This window comes from Marseilla massiliensis, assembly GCF_016899855.1.
GTDB lineage: Bacteria > Bacteroidota > Bacteroidia > Bacteroidales > Bacteroidaceae > Prevotella.
On sequence record NZ_JACJJG010000021.1, the window covers coordinates 17,250 to 39,436 of the forward strand.

At 53.5% G+C, this 22,187-nt stretch carries 12 protein-coding genes; all 12 read right to left on the reverse strand.

Going from position 1 to position 22,187, the window contains the following annotated elements; genetic code table 11:
* Nucleotides 1-105 precede the first annotated feature (105 nt).
* The 12 genes from H6A34_RS05940 to H6A34_RS05995 all read right to left on the reverse strand — a co-directional run bounded on the left by H6A34_RS05940 (nucleotide 106) and on the right by H6A34_RS05995 (nucleotide 22,055).
* Nucleotides 106-2,748 carry an alpha-d-galacturonidase gene (locus H6A34_RS05940; RefSeq protein ID WP_205104120.1) on the reverse strand — a complete coding sequence of 881 codons (2,643 nt, stop codon included), beginning with the start codon at nucleotides 2,746-2,748 and terminating at the stop codon, nucleotides 106-108.
* Nucleotides 2,745-4,832, reverse strand: a complete 2,088-nt coding sequence (locus tag H6A34_RS05945; RefSeq protein ID WP_205104122.1) for an alpha-L-rhamnosidase-related protein — start codon at nucleotides 4,830-4,832, stop codon at nucleotides 2,745-2,747. Before H6A34_RS05945 ends, H6A34_RS05940 begins: the two co-directional genes overlap by 4 nt.
* Nucleotides 4,816-6,189: an MFS transporter gene (locus H6A34_RS05950; RefSeq protein ID WP_205104124.1), complete on the reverse strand. Its 1,374-nt coding sequence runs from the start codon at nucleotides 6,187-6,189 to the stop codon at nucleotides 4,816-4,818. The genes H6A34_RS05945 and H6A34_RS05950 overlap by 17 nt, the downstream gene beginning before the upstream one ends.
* A gap of 241 nt (nucleotides 6,190-6,430) precedes the next feature.
* Entirely contained in the window at nucleotides 6,431-8,188 is a 1,758-nt protein-coding gene (locus H6A34_RS05955) for a right-handed parallel beta-helix repeat-containing protein (protein WP_205104126.1), read from the reverse strand.
* A complete protein-coding gene (locus tag H6A34_RS05960; RefSeq protein WP_239480780.1) occupies nucleotides 8,167-10,263 on the reverse strand; it encodes an aceric acid hydrolase in 2,097 nt (698 codons plus the stop codon). Before H6A34_RS05960 ends, H6A34_RS05955 begins: the two co-directional genes overlap by 22 nt.
* A gap of 196 nt (nucleotides 10,264-10,459) precedes the next feature.
* The gene (locus H6A34_RS05965) at nucleotides 10,460-11,125 is read right to left on the reverse strand and encodes a DUF3826 domain-containing protein (RefSeq protein WP_205104127.1); all 666 of its coding nucleotides are present in this window, start codon (nucleotides 11,123-11,125) and stop codon (nucleotides 10,460-10,462) included.
* A complete protein-coding gene (locus tag H6A34_RS05970; protein ID WP_205104129.1) occupies nucleotides 11,122-11,988 on the reverse strand; it encodes a sugar phosphate isomerase/epimerase family protein in 867 nt (288 codons plus the stop codon). The genes H6A34_RS05965 and H6A34_RS05970 overlap by 4 nt, the downstream gene beginning before the upstream one ends.
* 208 nt (nucleotides 11,989-12,196) lie before the next feature.
* Nucleotides 12,197-14,104 carry an endo-1,4-beta-xylanase gene (locus H6A34_RS05975; RefSeq protein ID WP_205104131.1) on the reverse strand — a complete coding sequence of 636 codons (1,908 nt, stop codon included), beginning with the start codon at nucleotides 14,102-14,104 and terminating at the stop codon, nucleotides 12,197-12,199.
* 84 nt (nucleotides 14,105-14,188) lie between these two features.
* A complete protein-coding gene (locus H6A34_RS05980; RefSeq protein ID WP_205104133.1) occupies nucleotides 14,189-15,577 on the reverse strand; it encodes a glycan-binding surface protein in 1,389 nt (462 codons plus the stop codon).
* Between the two features lie 133 nt (nucleotides 15,578-15,710).
* The gene (locus H6A34_RS05985) at nucleotides 15,711-17,423 is read right to left on the reverse strand and encodes a RagB/SusD family nutrient uptake outer membrane protein (protein WP_205104135.1); all 1,713 of its coding nucleotides are present in this window, start codon (nucleotides 17,421-17,423) and stop codon (nucleotides 15,711-15,713) included.
* 54 nt (nucleotides 17,424-17,477) lie between these two features.
* Complete coding sequence (locus H6A34_RS05990) at nucleotides 17,478-20,642, reverse strand: SusC/RagA family TonB-linked outer membrane protein (protein ID WP_205104137.1); 3,165 nt, start codon at nucleotides 20,640-20,642, stop codon at nucleotides 17,478-17,480.
* Nucleotides 20,643-21,044: 402 nt separating this feature from the next.
* The gene (locus H6A34_RS05995; protein ID WP_021949308.1) at nucleotides 21,045-22,055 is read right to left on the reverse strand and encodes an aspartate-semialdehyde dehydrogenase; all 1,011 of its coding nucleotides are present in this window, start codon (nucleotides 22,053-22,055) and stop codon (nucleotides 21,045-21,047) included.
* Nucleotides 22,056-22,187 lie beyond the last annotated feature (132 nt).

Consider the following 22,187-nt stretch of genomic DNA (forward strand, 5'->3'; position numbering starts at 1 on the left):
ACACGGCATATTGGCTTGCAAAAGGTGGCCTTTCATCGTGTAAAAGATGGCCTTTCGCATTGTAAAAGGGCACCTTTTGCAAGAGCGTTGTTTTTTATCATTATGTTATTCCATGAACAACCAGTCTACTTCATCACTCAAACCGTTGAGTCCGGCGTCACGGATTTTAAGGTCGGTTGCCGTGAATCCTGCCACCATTATGATACCTTTCGGCAAGCGGATGGTGTGGTGTCCGGCTGGCATGTGGTATGCGTGGATGTTCACGATGGGCATGTTTGACATGACGATGGCATTGCTTATAATAGGCTCGGCCTGGCCGAATTCGTTTCCGGTGGCGTCAATCTCGAGTTTCGGAGGACTTGCGAACTTGTTTTGATCGTCAATAAAGAAGCCTACGAGCATTTTCACCGGCTTGTCGGTTTCAAACTCAACTACGCCTCCGTTAATGCGGGTCGTGTCGCGATTCATAATCAACGCCTCCAATCCTTCAAGCTCTGGAGCAAGCGAGTCGATGGCTTCGTCACGGTTCTCGAACAGCTTGACGCCTTTCTCCAGCTTTATTCTCTCGTAATTGCTGATGAGTTTTACGGGAGCGTTTTCAGCCTTTACTATCTTTTCTTCCTGGTCGTCAGCCTGGTTGGGAGATGTCAGCTTTATTATGTTTGACTTCAGGTTGGCCAGTTCTTCCTCGTAAACGGGCATCATTTCCGTCCATGTCTTGAACTTGCCATCATCCCCGCCAACGGGTATTCGGCGGTGTCCCGTCTGCATACTGTTGGCGTAAAGATAAGTATTTTCTGTTTTATCTACAAGCATTTTGTAGTAATCGTTGCTCTTTTCGAGCAGCGGCACGGCTTTGTTAAGGAAGTTTATGTCCTTGCTCCACTTGTAGTTGAGCACCTGTTGTGCCGCCAACACCTTGTACTTAAACGAGTAAGCGAAGTCCTTGTAGCAGTTCATGTCGTTCACGAGACGGTCAAACTCGTCCTTATTCTTCGTTATTTTGCCACTGAGTCCGCTTATTGCGGCCACTGCTTTGTCGCCGTGCGTCACGCATTGGTTGATGATGTCGAGCGGCAGTTCGCCCTCGTGAGGCTGGTGTTTCCACTCTTTCTCGACGTATTCGATGAGCTTCTCGCCCTTAGGACCGCAGCTTTGGTAGAACTCCTCGTAAACAGTGTACTTGTACGGGTTGATGAGTTGTCCCATCTTCATGCCCAAGAGAAGTGTCTGGCGGTTGCCTTCGGTTATGCCGAAACGCCTTAACAGCTTGGGCGCTATCTCTCCACTTTCGTCAAGTGCTTCGATAATGCGCCTTGCGGTGAGCGTGTCCGTGCCGTAAAAGTCGGCCAGCCGCTTTTCCCAATAAGCATTGTCTGTGCCGCGATGGCAGTTCCATGAGTAACGTCCCCATGCCGCGTACCACATCCAGTCGCGGTCAATCTGCAGCTGTCGTTTGCCTCCGGGCAGTTTGTCGGCCGTATAAGGCCAGTCCCAATAGCTCGCCTGTGGGTACAGGTGCAGACCGTTTGCTCCGTGAACACGGTGCATTGCCTGTACGGCTTTTTGCGTAAATGCCGGCGAACTCCAACGGAACGGCTCGAGGTTGGCCAGGATGTGCACGTTGCTGATGTGTATCGGGGCTACGCTGCTAAGCTGTTTCTGCGTTTCTCCCCATGGCCCGCCCGGCTCGTACGTCGTCAATGACTCGCCGTTATACTTCGTCATGGTGTATATGTTCTTGTAAAGCGGCAGCGATTTCTTCAATACCAGCGGTCCGTCGGTGTCGTGTGAGCGCAGGATAATCGGCGGTTCGTCAGTCCGTCCGGATGCTTTCAGACCGTCCCTGATACCCGGAATGATGGTCTTCGTCATCCATTCAACGTCATCCTCGATTGTTGCCATGGCCTCACCGAGACACACAAGGAAGCCCACATTTGGGTATTTCTCGATAAACGCGGCAATGCTTTTGCGGGTGTAGTCGCTTATCAACGGCGTAATAGGACGGTTGCGGTCCTGCGTCGGAATGCCGTAATGGTCGGCAAAGGGCTTCGACAGAATGATGTTGTAGAACATTTGGATAACCCAAATGCCGCGTTTCTTCGCCTCGGTGGTGAGGAACGAGAACATCTCCTGGTTCTTCGCCATAGTCGCATCGTCAACTTCCGCGGCAAAGGGATAGTCTTTGAGCTTGACAAGTGAGGCAAACGGATGGCCGTTCCACAAGAAAACGGCGTTCATATTGTCCGCTGCGAGCATGTCAAGATACTTTATCCACAGCTCTTTGTCATAGAACCACGGGAAGTTTTCCGGTGTATAAGGATACTCGTAAACCTTATGGCCGGGCAGGTAAACCGTCTTTTGCAGGCCCACGCATGCTCCGCGGATTTTCATCTCGGGAGAGTCGACAATTATTTCGGGCATTTCGAGATTGCCGTATTGTGTGAAATATTCAAGCATGCGGTTAGTTCCGTAGATGGCACCGGACGCATCATTTCCCGTGATTGTAATCTTCTTGCCCTTTCTCTTTATTGTAAATCCTTCCTTTTCGAGGCCTGTTGTGTCGGCGGCTAAGCCTATGTTTATCTTGTATCCCTTGCCTATTGAGGGGATATATTTCTCCACAAGCGACGCCGCGTATTGCGTTTGCGGCAGCGATTGTTCGGTAACGACTTTCGTGGTTGTGCTTCCACAGCCGGTCAAAGCCAGTGTAATACTCGTAATCAGTAGGTTGCGTGCTGTTTTCATAAGTTCACGTTGATTTCTTTTCCGGGTAGTATTTCTATCTTTCTTTCGTTGTTCTTGTCACCGATAATGAGCGTACCGTGGCCTCCGTCGCTATTTACGGTTATAGTGTTGGCGTCCATTTTGACGTAGACTGAGCCGAAAGGAGTGGGCACATTGCCCTCCATCCATTCCAGTCCGCCGAGTTTCGGTCTTACGGTGTACTCCTCGTAACCTGGTTTTACCGGCTCTACGCCGAGGTAATATCGGCCGAGCAGGTATATGGGACTTGCTCCCCAGGCATGACAGAGGCTCTTGCCGTACGGGCGACCGTACATCGCCAGGCGTGCCGTTCCTTTCTCTTCGGGGTTGTATTTCTCCCAGAACGATGTGGCTCCTTCATTTAACATGCCGCCCCAATAAGCTTTCATTTCCTGCATTACACGGTCTTGCTCGCCGAGCATGCACAGTGCTTCAAGCTCGTAGAAACGCATGTAGGGGGTCGTTATCTTGAGAACGTCGTCATTGAGGATTACCGAACGCTTCACCGCATCCTGCTTTTCCTTGTCAAGATAGCCGTACATTATGGCGAACATGTTGGGATAACGGAACACCTCTTCGCTCTGTTTGCCGTCACGGCGGTTGTGCATAAGCGCCTGTTTGTCATCGTTCCAGAAGTAGGGCAGCAGCTTCTTGCCCAGCTCATCGGCCATGTTTGCGTATTTGTCGGCGCTCTCATTGTCCCCCACAAGCGCTGCAACGGCGGCTATGGACTCAAGCGATTTCCTGAAGAGTATCTGCTCGAAGGCTATCTGTCCCTGCTTGTCCATGGGCTTGTCTGCCCAGTCTATGAACACCCAGTCGCCCGGAAGACCCTCCACCATGCCGTCCTCGTCGGTGCGTCCGAGCACGTACGTCATGTAGGTCTGCATCGTCGGGTATATCTGAGTCAGGAAATGGCGGTCGCCACTGTACATGTAGTAGTCGTAAACGGAGTTGAACCAGTAGAACGTGTAGTCCATAATGGTGTTGATGTGGCTCGTTATCGGAGCCTTGCCGGCCAACAGCCACGTTGTGCGCTTTACCATCTCGTTGTCGTTGAAGAGGTAATAGTTCATCAGGTAGCTTTGCGATGCGTCGCCGCTCCACACCCAACGGTCGCGCTTTATGCCGTCGATGAAGAACTCGCGGGAAGTAAGCTGCATCGTGTAAGCGCCTATTTCCCATATTCGGTTCAGCTCTTCGTCATTGCATTTGAATGTGCCTTTCTCCGTCTCTGGCATGTACTCGTAGTCAAGTTCCACGCCGTCTACGGTACAACCTTTGGTCTCTATGTAGATGAAGCGCAGCGCCTTGCTGTTCGACATGACATATTCAGCTGTAAGCTCGGTGGTCTTGTTCGTGGCAAGGTCAGTCACTTTGCCGTCCTTTACGACGAGCTTGTCCAGTGTCTCGCAATACTCCTTGTCGCGTGCCTCTTCCTCGCTTTCGCCGTAATACAGGTCTATCGTGCCGTTGCCATTTATGCCTTTGAGCACGGCATAGCCGAAGGTCTCGCGGCCGAAGTCGTACAGGCTGCCGTCATTGTTTACCGGACAGATGCGCTTGCGGCTAAGGTTGAACGCCGAGGGCAGTTGCTCCGGCGTGTTGAAGTTCCAGCAACCGGCGGGCATGTAGACCGTTGACGACGTGTCGCTGGCCTTTCCGCTTTCGTCAATCCACTCCTTGTCCTCGAACGTTACGTTCCATGTGGCGTCTGTATTTACAGTCTTTCCGCTTACGTATAGAGCTGGCGGAGTGGCCTGGTTGTGTACTTTTATGTTTATGCGGTGTTCTCCGGCAGGCAGCGTGAACGTTGCAGGCATGCCGAACAGCATTTTACCGTCAATCTTTATGTTGTAGTCGCCCTCCGTGGCAATGGTCAGCGTCTCGTCTTCAGCAAGGCTCACGGCTTTGCTGAACTCAACGGTTACGTAATGGCTGTCCTGCTTCCAGAACGGCGGGAAGTATGCGCCGCGGTCGGTGCGGCGGTTGTTCATCTTGTTGCCGAGCCAGATCTCGTAGTCGCCCGGATACCAAATCCACGTTGCTTTAGATGTCGTCGCCATATCTTTCTTTTGTTATTTGTTCAAGTGTCTTGCCTCTTGTCTGCGGTGTCCATATTGTTCCGATTAACATTGAGATAACCAACAGAGCCATCATGATGTACGCCGCAAGGGTGAATCCCTCGCCGTTCTCGCCGTAGATGTATACGAAACCGAGTCCCCACAGTGCCGATACGCCGCGTACGATGAAGAACATTATGCCCTGGGCGGCAGCCCTGTACTTGGCAGGGAACAGCTCAGAGGCCCACAGAGCATAGAACGACTGTACCGAAACGCCGGCCTGTATACCCCAGATGAGGGTGAAGAAGAGCAGGCCCGCAATGCTGTTGACGCCTATCGTGACGATAATCACCCAGGCGATTACGCCCATGCCCACGCCGAAAGCGTAGAGCCAGCGCTGGTTAACCTTGTCGACAACCATCGAGAAGAAGAAAGTTGTGATGATGATGATTACCCACTGCGCCACGGAAAGCATGTTGGCGTGCTGATTAGAGAGCCCTCCGGCCGTCTCGTATATGTGCTGTTGGAAGAAGCCCATCACCGAGCTTACCAGGTTCCATGTAAGGTAGATACCCGCAAGGAAGAGTATCGTGCGGATGTTGACCTTATTTGTAAAGAGTGAACCGAACGACGCGAATGTGCCTTTATTGCCGTCGGCGGTTGCCTTTGCCTTTTCCGCCTTCCACTCTGCCGACTCGTCGAGGCGGCGTTGCAGGTTCCATGCGATAAATGCCACGATGAACAGCGAGGCAAACACTATTCGGCTGCTGAACACGTTGAGCGCAGTGCCTTCGGCTGTGCCGCCGGTAAGCAGGTCGGCAAGCGTCTTGACGACAGGGGCGAACAACACTCCGGCGCTGTCGGCGGTGGCTCCCGTAGGTGGCGCGAGCAGCGTTCCGAGTATCAGGATGATGGTAGGACCAATGCCCCATGCCATCTGTGATATGCCTATGTTACGTCCGCGGTTGCCTACTTCGGAGTTTTCTGAAATGTAGGTCCACGACGCCGGTACGCCCACGCCTACTGAAATGCCGGTAACAAGGAAGCCGGCAAGCAGCATGGGGAAGTTGAACGAGAACATGATGAGCGCCACGCCGAGCATGTACACCAGCATGTTGTACGTATAGATGGCCTTGCGCCCGTACTTGTCGGCAAGGAATCCGCCGATGATGGCGCCTATCGCGGCGCCAAGACAGTTGGCGCTAATGGCGTTGAGCAGGCCGAGATGTCCCTCGGTCAGTCCGAGATAGTCCTGCCAGAGGGTAAGTCCGCTGGCGCCGGCAACGATGGCTCCGGCGTCAAGATAGTTTGTCAGCGACACCGCGATGGTGCTTTTCAAGCTGCTTTTCGTCTTTTCCATATATTAGTTTCTTGTTATATTGTTTTTTTATGGTTAGTAGTGGTTTAGCCTTGAACAATGTTATTGCCGCGTTAACGGCCATTGATTCTTACTTAGGTTTTAACTTGTTGACATTCAGCGTGTTACCTTCTGTCTTGCGGAATGCGGCCTTTTGCTTTGTAAAAGACCGTCTTTTGTACGGTAAAAGACGGCAAATCGCAGCGCGAAATGCCGCCTTTCGCAAACCATGAAATTTGCTCCGCTATTTCCTTATGCCTGCGTTGGCCTTGATACTGTCGGCTACAGCAGGGCCGTTGTTCTCCCATGTGTTGCCCGGGCCGTTGGCGTTCTTGAGGTATTTCTCCGCAGGAGTCCAGTTGTTGCGTACCGTAATGCCTGACGAACCTTCGTCGGTGTACAGGTAGAACCAGTGCTCAGGGTCGTGCACATAGCTTGGGGTATAGATGTCGCGGACAACGTTCCCCTCTATCAGAGAGTGGGGTTGCGCGCCCAAGGTGTATATTCCCGCAGTGTCGTACATGTGCTTGGCGTAGTTGTATATCAGGTTACCGCTAATCAGGTTGTTTGCCATGGAGCAGGGTTGCTGGTTCCATCCCCAGCCAACGGATATGCCCGTATAGGATACGTCGCTAATTTCGTTGTTGCAGATGCGTATGTCCCTTACGAAGCCTGCGCCTATACCTACACAGCCCCAGTCTTCATTGGTTACGTCGGTGATGAGGTTGTTGGTGATGTTCAGCCCCGTGCAGATGATACGTCTGTCGGCCGGGTCGTAAGGCTTGTGCGCCTCGAAACCCTCCGGACTGAAGCCTCCGGCCAGTATTCCGTTGCCACCGATGTCGCGGAAGGTGCAGTGGTCAACCGTTCCTCCTTTTATATAAAGGTGGTAGTCGAGGCCTGTCGATGCGTTATGCTCGAACGTACACTTGGTGAACGATACGTTCTCGGCGCAGTTGAGGCTTACCGCTGCCGGCGGGCGGCCTACCCATCCCTGGTTGTCCAGCTTGTGGTCGCCGTTGGGACGGTCCATTTTCGGGCGCAGCTTGTACGCCTCGGTCATGTACATTCCTGCCTGAAGAGGGGCATGTCCGCTGACAGACGGACGCATCCAGGTGGCGTAGCTGAACGTTATACCCTCAAAGGTTACGTCCTTGACGGGTTCGTCCGGCGTGCCTGCTACCTGTACCAGCGTCTCAACCGCCGGCGCTATTACCTCCGCGCTGCCCATGTCCTCACCCTTGCGGGGTATGTAATACAGTTTGGACGCGCGTGCGTCAAGATACCATTCGCCCTCGCTGTCCAGCAATTCCTTGGCGTTTGTCAGGTAGAAAGCCGAGTTGTGGCCGTCCGTTGTGACCATTGGCGACGGCCAAGGATGCATGAAGTGCACGTGGCTTTCGGGTTGGTGGAAAGTCACGGCGGCGCTGTCGCCCTGGATTTTTATATTCTTGATTCGTAGATTAGCTATGCACCACATCTCGTGGAGCACCATTTCCGGATATTTTGCGTTAATGATTTTCTTCACCGCCTTGGCCGGAACGTATATCGTTTCGTTGGCTTTGTCGACGCTGCGGATACGGAACATTTGCTCAAAGTCGTTGACGTCCCTTGCCCTTACGGCCTTCTTCCCGTTCACCCAAAGCTGCCTGAACTCCAGCGGACGGCCGTTGAAGTCTGGCACGTCGGCCACGTAGCACTTTCCTTCCTTCTTCCATCCGCTTATGCTTACGCCTCCGCTGATGGTCACCTTGCCGTCGGCCACTATGCGTGTGCCGTTGTCCTCGGGGCGTATCGTTATCGGTTGGTTAAGCTGGTAGACGCCTTCCTGCAGTCGCAGGCAGATGTCCGTGGCATTATTCAGCCGCCTTTCCTCACGTGCTTGTTGCAGGGCTTTCTCGATAGAGTATGCGCCCGGCTTGACGAGCAAGTCGGTCGCATACGAAGTTAGGCCGATAGTTACGGCAAAGATTGATGTTATTAGAGTTTTACGGGTATCCATACAGTCATTTCGCTTTTGCCCCTGTTGCCCCATGCGTAGTAGGGGATGAGGCGTATTTTAACTTTTTTGTTGTTGTCGTTAATCTCTCTGTAAAGTGTGCCTTGCCATGATGTCTCGCCACGGTCTACGGCTTCAGTCTCGAGAGCCATGATTCGGCTGCCTTCGATAGTCGTTTCAACGGGCGTAAACTTGGCGTCGGCCGGTATCGCGATGTTGTCGATGTCAGCGCCGCCGAGGTCGTTGCTCTCGATGCAATACAGTATCGGGCCACGCTGTACGGCCACTTGTCCGCGGCATTCCTCAACCAACGGGTTCGCTTCTATAAGCTTGGCTTCCATCGGCATGTCGAGAGTCACCGTGTCGCCTTTCTTCCATTGGCGGGTCACGGCCGCGTAGCTTTCGCTGCTTGTGTCGGCATTTACGGGCTCGCCGTTGACGAGTATCCTTGCGCCTTTACACCAAGCTGGTATCCTGAGCTTTAGTGTAAAGTCCTTCTTGCCCTTCAGCTTGGCTATCGTAAGCGCCACGTTGCCGTCCCAGGGGTAGTCGGTCTTCTGCTCAAGGGTAATCTCGCCAATGCCTTCAAGCTTTGTATTGAGCGTGTTCGCGCCGTAAAGATTGACGTAAATCTCGCCCTTTCCTACGCTGTACGCATAGTCCTGAGCCTCGCAAAGTGTGCGCAACGTGTTTGGCGGACAGCAGAAACAGCTGATGTACTTCACGCGTTCGTTGGGCCAGCGCAGGTCGTAGGGCAGTTCGTCCGACATGCGCAGGGGGTTTGTATAGAAATATTCTGTGCCGTCAAGGCTTATTCCGCAGAGAATGCTGTTGTACAGGCAGTTCTCTACGAGGTCGGTGTATTTTGCGTCGGCTGTGGCCTGGAACATTCTCCAGTTTAGCAACATGTTGCCTATGTTGGCGCAAGTCTCGTTGTGGGCGGTGGAGTGGGGCAGCTGGTAAGGGCGTCCGTAGCTCTGGTGTACCTTCTGTATGAGGTCCGGGTTGTACTCCGTTCCGTCGGGAGAGGTGCCGTCGTACAGCGCGCCGCAGGCTCCGTTGATGTACATCTTGCGGTTTACCAGGTCGTTCCAGATGGCGTCGAGGTTCTTCTTCAGCTGTGCCTCGCCGTCCTCTACGTACAAGTCGGCCACTCCGGCGTACAGGTAATTAGCCCTGACGGAGTGCCCCATGGCGTTGTACTGCTGGCGGAACGGTATGCGGTCCTGGTTGTCGTCGGTGCCGTTCTTCACGCTGTCGCGTATGTTTATGAGCTGCTTTGACAATTCAAGGTACTTCTGGTTGCCTGTCTCACGGTACATTTCGGTCACCGCCATGTAGTGTGACGGGCAGATGACGCCTTTCTCCAGCGCGTCGGCAGACGGGTTCATGTAGAAGTCGTAAAGGCAGTCGGCAGCCTTAACGGCGCAGTCGAACAGGGTTGTCTTGCCCGTCGCGCGCTTGTGTATGATACCGGCGGTTATTAGATGGCCGAGGTTGTAAGCCTCGAAGTTCAGCGGATTGCCGAATCGTCCGTCGCCGCTGGTGCCTACCTTTGTGCCGATATTCTCGTTCTCTTTCGCCTCGTCAGACGCGATTTGGCCCGACTGTTTCTCCGCTTTCAGTCTGTCGGCTATGATAACGGGCGTGTGCAGGTAGCCGTCAGGCCGTTGTGAGCGGGCTATCAGGTCGATTACGTCGTCCATGATTTTGTCCAGCTCAGGGTCTTTGTTTACCGCGTAGACGGCAGCAACGGCCTCAAGCCACTTGTACATGTCGCCGTCATGGAATGGCGGGCCGTGGCGTTTGCCCTTCTTCTTGCCTGCGGCTATTAGGAAGTTGTTGTAGCTTTTGCCTTCGTCAGACTTCCATGTCTCCCACATGCTTTGTACGGATGTGCCGCTGAATACGCCGAAACGTTCGCCCCAGAAGCCTCCGTTCCATTTGACTGCGTCAATAGGTGTTGAATTGACTACGGCATACTTGCTGTTGCGTGTGTCGGTAATGCCGTTTTGCTGGGCCGCGGCTGGTGTTGACACGGCCGCGGTGATAAATAGGGTTAGTAGTTTATAATTCATAATTCACAATTCATAATTCGTAATCGGGTTGTCGGCTGGCCTGCCGTGCTTGGCATTCTGTTGTGTAATCCATAATCTACAATTCATAGCCATTGCTCGGGTTATATAGGCTTCAACCGTCTTTTACGTATTAGTATCAGACAATGTGCGTAGACGCTGCTTACCCAATTATGAATTATGAATTGTGAATTTTGAATTACAATGTGCCTCCTCTTGCCTTTACACGTTCTGCCCAAGCCTCGCGTTCCTTAGTAAGGTTGTATCCGCGCTTGCTCAGGTAGTTGTTGATACGGCCCTTGTATTTGCCGAAGGCCTCGTGTTTCTTCTTTGAGCTCTCGGCGTCTATGGCAAACTCGCGGGCTTCCTTGAGCCACGCAAGGATTTGGGCTTTCTCCTCTGCGGTGAGTGTAGGTATCATGTCGCACTGCGCGTCATATGTTACTTTTACAACGTTGTACGTCATGACGTCCTTTACCGTCTCGATTTGCGAGGCGTCGAGAAACAGCGACAGGTCAGCATCGAAAGCGAAGTGAGAGCGGTACAGCTTGCTGTCCTTTTGGCTTTCGGCAAATGCCTGCGCCTGTTTCTTCGCGTCGCCGGTAAGGGCCGAGGCCGCCTTCTTCAGGCTGTCTCTCTCTTCATAAATGTCATTTAGCTCGAAATAGCGGTTAGCTACGATGTTCATTACTTGCTCTCCCTTTGCCGTGCCCGTAATGTTTAGGGCGTCGGTGACTTTCTTCGAGCGGCCGAGGATGGTGTTCACATAGCCTTGGTCGCGTCCGTCGGAGTCTAATTTAAAGGTTTGGGCGTTTACGGTATTCAATGTTATTAGCGATACAAAAATAGCGATAATTTTTCTCATTGCAGTATTTCTTTTAAATATTTAACATTTTCGCCATAATTAACTTTTACGTTGCGCACTTGGTTGACGTCCCTGCTGCGTTCAACGAAGAGCCATCCGGACCATCCGGTGGCGTCGAGCGCCTTCTTGATTTTCTTCATGTTTATGGCCTTGTCGTGGCGCAGCCACACGCCGTCGGTATTGCTTGCGTGGATGGCACAGATACGGTCCTTGCCCAGGGTCTTTATTTCCTTGGCGATGTCTTGCTTGTTCTCGACGGCGGTCTGGAACTTGTAGAATATCTTTATGCCGTCGGAGCCTATTTCGTCAAGCAGCCTGATGTTGCCCTCGGCGTCGAGCGGAGTGTCTATTCCGATAACTTTGCCACGGGCCTTGGCCATCTCGCCCGCCTCATGCAGCCGCCATACTATCTGCTGGCGCAGCTCTGGTGATGCTGGCCAGTCATTGCCGCAGCCGCCCAAAGGCAGGAAGGCAACCTTCGCCCCGAACACGTCCATCGTGTTGAGGCAGTCCTGTATGAGCCATCGCCAGCTTTCTTTCTTGGCGAAACTCTGGCCGTAAAAGCCCGACATGGCTACCGAGCCAACCTCAATGCCGAAGCTGTCGGCCATGTGGGTGAACACGCGCACCGACTCGGGGTCACGCATCTTGTTGTCGAAAGAGTTGCGTGTGCCGAGACCGCCCATGTCCATCTCGAGTCCGTCGCAGCCCAACTCTTTGGCCAGCTTGAACTCGCCGAGCTTCTGGCGCTTGAGCACCATCCAGTCGCAAACTCCGATTTTGTAGCGCTGTTGCGCTATGATTGACTCGGGAATGACCATCCCCGCCGCCAATATCAGTAAGGTGATAAAATAACGTTTCATGATACCTTAAAGACGATTGCCGCCCCGTTTTGTACTATGTCGTCACCCTTTAATTGTGATATGATTACCCCGTGTTTTGCGAAAGACCGTCTTTCGCGTTGCAAAAGACGGTCTTTTACACGATAAAAGGCCACCTTTTACAAGCTAAAAGATGGCCTTTTGCACGGCGCCTTGTCATGAAGTGACGCCGGTTAGTAGTAAGTCATTGTTATTCAGTAGGTTCGGCTGCTTCTTCGCCGGTCTCGTCCTCCTGGTCTTCGGTAGCCTGGTCTTTCCATATATCGCCGCTGAAGTCAGCGCCGATGTCGTATCCGGCAATGCCGTCGCAAAGGCCCTTGTAGGCTATCTTGCGGCCGTAGTTCTCGTCGAATAGGTTGGGCTTGTCGCCCTTGAGCCAGTACTCGTGCTCATCGGCGGCGTCAGACAGTGTCCATACTACGAAGCCTCCGCGCTGCTCGGCAGGCACGTTCTCCTTGTACGACTCGATAATCATCTGGTAAACGTCTGACTGCAGCTGCAGGTCTTCCTGCGTCGGCGATGATGTTCCGAGGGCTACGTCAAGCTCGCTTACGCGCACCAGCTTGCCCGTTGCGGCCAGGGTCTGGAACATCTGGTCCACCTGCTCTCTCGTGATGCCGTTAGCCTGTACGTGCATCTGCGTGGCTATGCCGTCTACCTGGGTAGTGCTGTTCTGGTCGATATAGTTCACGAAGTCGATGAGCTTTGCCAGTTTGGTCGGATTTGTCTCAAGTCCGTATTCGTTGACGTACAGCTTCATGCCGGGAGCGTGCTCGCGGGCTATCTCGAAGGCTCTCGTAGCGTAGTCCATGCCGAGGTAATAGCCCCAGTAGAAGTGGTTGTCGCCCCAGTTAAGCGTAAGTCCTGTCTCCTCGTTCTCTACCGGAGCGGCGTCATACTGCGTCAGGCCGTTTGCGTCTTCCCAGCTTCCGCCGAAGTGGTTGTCAATGCCGCGGTAGTAGCCGTCGTCGGTAATCGGCTCGTTGATGACGTCCCAACCCACGAAACGGGTGTCGTTCTTCACGTGGTCGAGCATTCCGCCTATCCAGCTCTCCATAGCTCCGAGCAGCGCCTGGCGCTTCTCTTTGGGAGTTTTCAGTATGTACGTGATCGTGGTGGCGCGCGTCGCGCGGTTGGCCCGTGTGCCTGCGCCTTGCTCGATGCGCGTTCCGAACTCAACGTTGTCGATGTAATAGGTGCCGGCCACGGCTCCGAAATTTATCAGCATGCGGTTCATGTTGGCCATCGTGCAGGTATATTCGCATTCGATGTCGGTCCAGTCAGTGCCCACAGAGAATGTATAGTATCCTTCTCCGCTATAATCGGTGCTGTTCTGTACGGCAAACTGCAATGAGCCCGCCGGCGTTGACGATTTTACTTTGGCCCTGAACACGTAAGTCTGGCCCACCGTCAGCGGTGAGGTCAGGTCATAGGCCAGTTGCGCTGCGTGGCTTTCTGCGTCTGTCGGGTTGTTCAGCACCAGGCCGTATGACCCGTCAAAGCCTTCGCCTGCTACTACTTCGTATGTCGAACTGTTGCCCCAACTGCTCCAGCCCGTAGTGTTTCCCATCTCGAAGTCGCCGTTCTGGAGCAATGTCAGGATGTCGCCGTCAGTCTCGACAATCATCTGTGGAGCAATGAGCGAGTAAAGGTAGTTCTGCCTTTGCTGCGTATGCCAGATGAAGTTGTGGCCGAATATCTGCTTGTCGTCAGGAACCTTGGCCGTGAAAGCGTTGAGTGTGGCCGTGTTAAGCGTTCCGTCAGCGTTCACCATAGCGTCCATTTTCATGGCGTTGCCCGTTACGAACTGCTGGAAATGTGCGTCGCAAAGTCCTGCATAGTCGGGATGCTCGCCGTCGGCGTCGATATAATAGTTGGCCGTCAGGCCCACTCCTATGGGCGTCTCGGGCATATTCTGGGCCATGTAGTTCTTTATGTAGTCGTAATGGTCTATCTCCTCCTGAAGCTGCAGCGGTATCTCGTCGGAAGTTACGGGATTATGCCCCTCCGGAGTGTGCCACTCCATCTTCTCGTCATAGCAGCCCGTGAGCAGCAGCGGGGCGGCAAGCATCGGGAAAATTATCTTGTTCAGTTTCATGATATTCTGTTTTTTGTTATGTTACTTTAAGTTGACCGGCCGCCAGGCGGCGGAATGCAGCCCGCCGGCCGGTCTGCTTATGGATTATTCTTCTTCGTCGGGGAAGTCTGATATTATTTCGCTTGCGCAAGGCACGATACGCCAATTGTCGATATAGATGCGTCCCGTGAATACCGAAGACTTAAACTCGGTACCGTCGCCGAGCGTGATGTCGGTGTTGACGAAGCCCATGCCGAAGTTCTTGTACGTGGCGGCGTTGCGCTCGTCGATGACCTCGCGGAAGGTGGGAGAGTCGCCGGCTTCTATCTCTGCGGCATACTTGCGGAACTCGCTGAACGGTATCGTTACCGTCTGCCAGCCGGTAGTATGGAACGGAACGTTCTCGTTGTCTACGATCCAAGGTATGTAGAAAGCGCACTGGGCGCCGTCAGACGCATCGTCAGAGTTATACCCTCCGAAGTTGAAATTGTTGAACAGGCACACCTCTATCTGGCCGGTTCCGCCCCAGGCGTCGGGTACGTAGATGTCAAACTGTAGCGCTACGTCGGTTAGCAGGGTGGTGTCAGATATCTCGTCGGTCATCCAGTTCCAGTCATCCAAGTCGTCGCCGTTGGTCCATACTTCCGTTGCGCGTGACTTCATTGCTGCCACTCCGCCTGCATCGAGCATGCGTTGCGGAACTATCTGGAGCACTGTTCCGCGACCGGTTTTCAGCGGGTCGTCCACGAGATCTGTCTCTCCTATCTGACTGCCCTCGCCTTCAGTGCCCCAGTATCCGAGGGTTCCGGTGCCGTCGAAGTCGAGAATCATGCACGTGCGGTTGTTGAAGTATTCAGGCGACACGGCTGTTCCGTTGGCACAGGTGACGGTTATCGCACCGTAGGTGCTCACTTCTCTCGGCATTACGAACGAGAACCACTCGCCGTCCTCATCCTTGGGAGCGTTGGTGATGTCGGTAATCTTCGAGCCGTCGGGCAGTGTTACGAGCGATGTTTCCTGAAGGTTCTCTCCTCGTACAACCACCGTCTCGCCAGGCATTGGCAGCGTGTTGTCAATGCTTGTGATGATGGGCGACGCTGCGCGTATCGTAAACGGATAGGTGTATTCGGTGCCGCCCTTGACAAAGCGGATGGTGTTGCGCTGCTCAGGGTCAGCCTCGCTTACGGGTGTGTCGGTGTCGATCGACACGATGATGTTGGTATTCGTAACGTATGCTACGTTGAAATATGTCTCGAAACCGTTGATGTACAGTTCCCTAAGTCCTGCAAAGCCCGAACCCTCGATGCGGATAGTCTGCCCCAGACGGGCAAAGTCAACAGGCCTGTCGGGCACGTCAGAGTCAGCGTCTTCAAGGTAAATCTGCGTCACGGTGATGGGCGAGCTGCTTGAAGCCTCGTCGTCATCGTTGCATGAAACGAGGCCGAGAGTTGCCAGTGTGAGGCAGAACAGCCAAATATGTTTTAAGCTTTTCATGATTTAAATGTCGTTAAATGTTATTTATCCATCGGTTTTGGGTTGTAAGGCTTTACGGTTATAAGGGGCTTGCAGTGTTTATTCAGCATACCCGTATGACCATAAAACCTATAAACCTCATGACCTTATTTAATTAATTGTACAGTTGCTCGTCCGTTACTTCACGTTCTCCGAATTCATAAGCCACGGTCTGCAGGTTACCGTTACCGTCGCTCTGCAGGTATGGGTTGCGGTTTACGTCAGTGTCTGGATAAGGCAACTTCAGGTTTCTTACTGTCGCCGTAGCTACGCCCGGGCCTACTCCCGTCCAATCGTCGGGCAACTTATATTCATGCGTTGAGGCGTCATAATAGTTTGCGTTGCGGTTCTGCGAATTCAGGTAGTTCACCACTTCCTGTTGGTGATAATATGCGCGCCTTACCAGGTCGTACCAATACTGTCCCTCGAACGCCAGCTCTACGCGGCGTTCATGGCGCAGGTCTTCGTATGAGATGCTGGGCTTGGGAGCAAGTCCGGCACGTGTCCTTAAGGCATTGAAATAGTAAAGGGCCGTTTCGTCGCTCGTTGACTGGTTGTTGCCCAATATCGCCTCGGCAAGGTTGAGATACACTTCGGCAAGGCGAAGCATGTGGGTGTTGATTCCGCTCGACTGCTTGTAGCTTACGCCGTTGTCGTCAATCGTGCCGACGACATACTTCTTGATGTTGGCTCCCTGCGTGGCAGCGTCTTCCGTTATGCCGTAAGTATAGCCGCCGCCTTTGGTGTTAAGTTCGGGATAATACTCGCCGTACCACGCAACTGACTCGTGCTTGCGTAGGTCGTTAGGCTCGTACTCTACGAAAAGGTCATATGAGCAGTATGTAGCTCCGCCCCAGTTGGTGCCGTCGCACACCATCGTAGACCATCCGAAGAACGTGGATATAGTCTGGTTTGCGCCCCATCCAATGGCGTCGGTAGAGCCTTGCAGCCACTGTAGCTGGAACATATCTTCCTTGCAGTTGTTGTTCTCGATCTTGAACAAGTCGCCGTATTTCTCCATAAGACTGAAGTTAGACTCGGTTATAACCTTCATGGCGGCGCGGCGTGCGAGGTCAAGATAGTATTCGTTACGTGTTCCGCGGTTGAAGTCTGTGGCTACGTTTGTGCCGTCGTAACGGCCTTCGGTGGTCAGTCCGGCCATTGAAAGATACACTCTCGACAGCATTCCGTAAGCCGTGTACTTGTTGATACGGCCCGTGGCAGGTGACGTGGCAGGCAGGTTTACGGCAGCATATTCGAGGTCGCGGATGGCGAATTCCATGACGTCGGCGCGCGGATTGGCCGGCACGACGTAGTTGTTGACCTTGTCGCTGGTGTTAGTGTAGATAATGGCGTCGCCCCACAGCGAGGCAATGTACCAGTAAGCAAGGCCGCGCATGAAGCGTGCCTCGGCAATGCCGTGCGTCTTTGCTTCTTCGCTGACGTTCGATGTCGAGCGCTCCTCTATGTTGTTGATTGTGTTGTTGGCCTGCGCTACCACTGAGTAAAGCGAGCCCCAGGCTTGGAAAAGGCCCTCGCTCAGTCCGTTCTCGTTGAAGTTCGTGTACGGATATATGTAGTTAGAGTATTGCGCCGTTATGTTGTTGGCCTTTCCGTCGCCCATTCCGTAATAGGCTTGGTCGTTAAAGTTGTTCCACACGTAGTTGTAAAGCGGGAACACGGCCTCACTAATGGCCTCGTCGCTGTTGAAGAACGTCTCGGCGTTGATGTTGGTTGTATTCTCCTGATCGAGGAAGTCCTCTGCGCAAGAGGTCAGGCCCAGTCCGGCGGAAAGGAGCGAGCCGAATAATAATATCTTGGTTTTCATATTCTCCTTTATATTATAATGTTCTCTTTTTATTCCTGTTCGTACGGATCTGCGTTAAAAAGTTATGTTAAGACCGAATGTATAGATACGCGGTGAAGGATAACGTCCGTAGTCTACGCCGGTCATCAGCGCGTCGCCGTACATCGAGCCGACCTCAGGGTCATAACCGCTGTAGTTGGTCCAGGTGTAGACGTTCTGCAGATTCATGTAAACCTTCAGGTTCTGCAGTTTCAGCTTGTTCACGATTGACTTGGGGAAGGTATAGCTGAGCGAGATGTTCTGCAGGCGGATGTATGAGCCGTCCTCGACCCATAGGTCGCTTACGCGGCTGTTGGCGTTGGTCGTGGATGCGCTGAGGCGGGGCAGGCGTGATGACGGATTTGTTACGTGCAGGTTACGGAAATCGTCATCAGGCAGGTTCGGGTCAATTACGCCTATCCTTGCATAATCGGCGCATTCAGCCAGCAGGTTGCTGTTTACGCGCACGTCGCCGAGACTCTTTCTCGTAAGGTTAAGGATGTCGTTACCATAGCTTCCGTTGAAGAATATCGTGAGGTCAAAGCCTTTCCATGAGAACGTGTTGCCGATACCGTAGGTGAAGTCGGGCTGCGGGTCGCCGATGAACGTACAGTCCTCGGCGTTGATTACGCCGTCCTTGTTTATGTCCTCGAAGATGTAGTCGCCGATCCATGTTCCCGACTCGCTGATAGAGCTGCCTTCGGGTATTGCCACGGGGCGTACCACTCCTTGGGCGTCCTTATAGTAGAAGTCCTCCGGACGGTCGAACCGGCCGATCACCTTATATCCGTAAAGCTGGCCTACGGGCTTGCCAACGACGGTACGTGTAACGGTGTTGTTTTCGGTGGTGAGCAGGGTCTTGTCGATTGACGCGCTCTCGGTGTCGAGGCGGGTCACCTTGTTGCGGTTGAGAGAGAAGGTGATGTTGGTGCGCCACTGGAATCCGCCCTTGTCGATGTTCACCGTGTTGAGGGTCATCTCGATACCTGTGTTGCGCATTGAACCTACGTTCTGCCACGGGTTCGAGGCTGCGCCGTTACCGTAAGAACCTAAGTATGTAGGCAACGGCAGCTGGAGCAGCAGGTCGTCAGTGTTCTTGTAATACCAGTCGAAGATGAACTCGATGCGGTTCTGGAAGAGGTTGAGGTCGAAGCCTATGTTCCATGACGTCGTTGTCTCCCATTTCAGGTCAGGGTTAGGAGTGTTGGCGTTGAGCACTCCGGTGCCCCACGGCGTGCCCTTCGAGGCGAGCAGAGCCATGTAAGCCCAGTCTGAAACGTTCTGGTTACCGGTAGAACCCCAGCCGAGACGCAGCTTCAGGTTGTTGATCACTTTGCTTGCCTTGGCCATGAACTTCTCGTTGGATACGCGCCATGCGAGCGCCGCTGACGGGAACCAACCCCAGCGGTTGCCGCGCGCGAAGCGCGAGCTGCCGTCGCGGCGGAGCGTTGCGGTGATGAGGTAGCGGTCGTCATAAGAGTAGAACGCGCGTCCGAAGTAAGAGAATATGGAGTTGTCGTTCTGCGTACCCGTACCCGTCGACGTCGTAATGTCGCCTGCCGAGGGGTCGTGAGTGCTGTTAGAGAGGAAGCCGTTGGCCGTGCTCACCTGGTTCTCCCAGTGCGATTGGCTCATCTCCTGTCCAAGCATTATGTTTACGGTGTGCTTCTCGGCAAAGACGTTCTGATAGGTCAGGATGTTGCGCCATGACCAGTATTTGGTGTCGGTCTTGGTCCAGCGGCCCGTGCGGGTGTTGCTTACCAGGGCGCCGAACGTATAGTCAGGCTCGTAATAGTAGAACTTGTTGAGGTTATAGTCGGCCGAGAGCTCGGTCTTGAACGTCAGTCCCTTGTAGAGCGTAGCTTCAAGATTGGCGTTGAAGCGGAAGTTCATCTTCTTGTTATAGTTTTCGCGCAACTCGGCCAGCGCCACCGCGTTGACCGGCATGTAAACGTCGTCAGGACCGTCAAACGAGCCGTCGGCGCTCCTTACTGCTACCGAGGGCTGCTGCATCAGGGTGTTCATGATGACGTCGTTGTCGGCGCCCACTTCCTGCTTAGAATCCGTAAGCGAGAAGCTGAGGCTGGCCTTGAGCCACTTCTTCACCTGCGCGTCGGTGTTGCCGCGCAGCGTGAGGCGCTTGTATCCCGAACCTACGGCGATACCGTCCTGGTTTAGGTAGCCGGCCGAGAACGAGTAGGTGGCCTTGTCTGAACCTCCGGTCACAGAGATGTTGTGGCTCGTCATGAGCGCGCTGCGGAATAGTTCGTCCTGCCAGTTGGTACCGGGACCGAGGGCGTCGGGATTAACGAAGGCGTCCTCATACTCCCTTATGCCCACTTCCGCACGCGCGTTGCTGTGGCGGGCATACTCCTGAAGGTTCATCATTGGCAGCTCACGCGTCATCTCCTGCCAGCCCACGTAGCCGTCATAGGTCACAGAGGCTTCGCCGGCCTTACCCCTGCGGGTGGTGATCATGATGACGCCGTTAGCGGCGCGGGCGCCGTAGATGGCGGTTGCCGACGCGTCCTTGAGCACGTCCATCGATACGATGTCGCTCGGGTTGATACTTGCCAGCGGGTTGTTGCTCGACAAGGGGTCGCTTGTGTCGGTGCTCTGTGGCTCTACAACAATGCCGTCGATTACGAAAATCGGCTGGTTGGTTGAGTTGAGCGAGTTGATACCGCGGATACGGATACTGGTGTTTGCGCCCGGAGTACCTGAGTTGGCCTGAATCTGTACGCCGGCAGCGCGTCCCTGGAGCACCTGGTCTATACTGGTGGGAACGGCGCGCTCGATTGACTCCGAGTTGACCGATACAACGGAACCGGTTACGTCCGAACGTTTCATCTGGCCGTAACCTACCACGACCACTTCGCTCAGTGCCTGGGTGTCGGATATCATCCTGACGTCAACCTTAGTCTTGTTGCCTACGTTTACGTCCTGGTTCTGATAGCCAAGATAGGAGAAGGTAAGTGTGGCACCCGGGTTTACCTTAATAGTATAGTAACCGTCAAGGTCAGTGACGGCTACCGACTTGGTGCCTTTTTCTCTTACCGTTGCGCCGATGATAGGCCCCTCTTCGTCGGTGACCTGTCCTTTCACGGTTATTGTTGACCCCTGGGCGAAGGCCATTAATGGCAGTATGCTCATGAGGAACAGCAAACCGAGAGTCTTGCAAACTTTGATAGAGTGTTTCATGATTCGGTTTTTTTTATGTTATTTAAAGTAAAAAATGTTTCTCGAACGCAAAATTATATAATTATGACAAAGCTCTTGTTATAATATGTTTCAGCGGCGTTTCAAAATGTCTCATACCGCTTGGAAGGGCCATTTTTTCGATATTTTGAGACATTTTATGACAGTATATTGAAACATTTGCCATTTACGGCGAAACTTATCAGCAATATAAGTTTGCGTATCAAATATTACTGTTGCGGCGCTTTGGCGCTCATCGGCTGCGCGCTGTCGTGCGTATCGGTGGCGACAGGCGGCCTTTTGCGTCGCGAAAGGCCGTGTTTTGTACAATAAAAGGCCACCTTTTACAAGCTAAAAGGTGGCCTTTTACGAACTGCCTGATTGCCAGGCTGTTATGTATGCATGTTATTTCACGTTGCCAACATTGACAAGATACTCGGCGATTTGTACGGCGTTGAGCGCCGCGCCCTTGCGTATCTGGTCGCCGCTGAGCCAGAATGTAAGCCCGTTCTCGTCGGCCAGGTCCTTGCGGATACGGCCTACGTATACGTCATCCTTGCCCGCCGTGTCGAGCGGCATCGGGTAAACAAGGTGCTCGGGGTCGTCCTCAAGAGTAACGCCCGGCGCGGCGGCTATTGCCTGGCGCGCCTCCTCTACGCTTATGGGACGCTCGGTCTCAATCCATACGGACTCTGAGTGAGCCCTGAGCGACGACACACGCACGCACATTGCGGAGCACTTCACGTCGCTGTGCATTATCTTGCGCGTCTCGTTAAACATCTTCATCTCCTCCTTGGTGTATCCGTTGGGCTGGAAAACGTCTATCTGGGGAATCACGTTGTACGCCAGCTGGTGGGGAAACTTGCTTACCGTTACCGGCTGTCCGTCCATAATCTCCTTGTACTGTTGCTGCAGCTCGGCCATCGCCGCGGCGCCCGCGCCGCTCGCGCTCTGGTAGCTTGCGATGTGTATGCGGCGTATGTGGCTCAGCTTCTCGAGCGGTTGCAGCACTACAACCATCATTATCGTGGTGCAGTTAGGGTTGGCGATGATTCCGCGCGGGCGGTTGAGGGCGTCCTCGGCGTTGCACTCGGGAACGACCAACGGCACATCGTCATCCATGCGGAAGGCGCTCGAGTTGTCAATCATCACGGCTCCGTACTTGGTAATGTCGGCCGCGTACTCTTTTGATGTGCCGGCTCCCGCCGACGTGAAGGCTATGTCTATGTCCTTGAAGTCGTCGTTGTGCTGCAGCAGTTTTACCTCGTACTCCTTGCCCTTGAATGTGTACTTGGTGCCTGCCGACCGTTTAGAACCGAACAACACGAGGTTGTCAATAGGAAAATCTCTCTCTGCGAGCACCCTGAGAAACTCTTGTCCCACGGCTCCGCTCGCCCCAACGATTGCTACGTTCATATTATTATATACTTTATTTAATGTTTGCGGAAGTTAGAGAAGTTAAAGAAGTTAGAGAAGTTAAAGCCGAATGACTCGTTAATGAATTAATGGATTATGGCAATAATGATGGAATAACAATGGTTTCCCATT

Bases quoted from the DNA above. Each gene is read 5' to 3' on its own strand.
- H6A34_RS05940 (WP_205104120.1), bottom strand. From the start codon at position 2,748: ATGAAAACAGCACGCAACCTACTGATTACGAGTATTACACTGGCTTTG.
- H6A34_RS05945 (WP_205104122.1), bottom strand. From the start codon at position 4,832: ATGGCGACGACATCTAAAGCAACGTGGATTTGGTATCCGGGCGACTAC.
- H6A34_RS05950 (WP_205104124.1), bottom strand. From the start codon at position 6,189: ATGGAAAAGACGAAAAGCAGCTTGAAAAGCACCATCGCGGTGTCGCTG.
- H6A34_RS05955 (WP_205104126.1), bottom strand. From the start codon at position 8,188: ATGGATACCCGTAAAACTCTAATAACATCAATCTTTGCCGTAACTATC.
- H6A34_RS05960 (WP_239480780.1), bottom strand. From the start codon at position 10,263: ATGAATTATAAACTACTAACCCTATTTATCACCGCGGCCGTGTCAACA.
- H6A34_RS05965 (WP_205104127.1), bottom strand. From the start codon at position 11,125: ATGAGAAAAATTATCGCTATTTTTGTATCGCTAATAACATTGAATACC.
- H6A34_RS05970 (WP_205104129.1), bottom strand. From the start codon at position 11,988: ATGAAACGTTATTTTATCACCTTACTGATATTGGCGGCGGGGATGGTC.
- H6A34_RS05975 (WP_205104131.1), bottom strand. From the start codon at position 14,104: ATGAAACTGAACAAGATAATTTTCCCGATGCTTGCCGCCCCGCTGCTG.
- H6A34_RS05980 (WP_205104133.1), bottom strand. From the start codon at position 15,577: ATGAAAAGCTTAAAACATATTTGGCTGTTCTGCCTCACACTGGCAACT.
- H6A34_RS05985 (WP_205104135.1), bottom strand. From the start codon at position 17,423: ATGAAAACCAAGATATTATTATTCGGCTCGCTCCTTTCCGCCGGACTG.
- H6A34_RS05990 (WP_205104137.1), bottom strand. From the start codon at position 20,642: ATGAAACACTCTATCAAAGTTTGCAAGACTCTCGGTTTGCTGTTCCTC.
- H6A34_RS05995 (WP_021949308.1), bottom strand. From the start codon at position 22,055: ATGAACGTAGCAATCGTTGGGGCGAGCGGAGCCGTGGGACAAGAGTTT.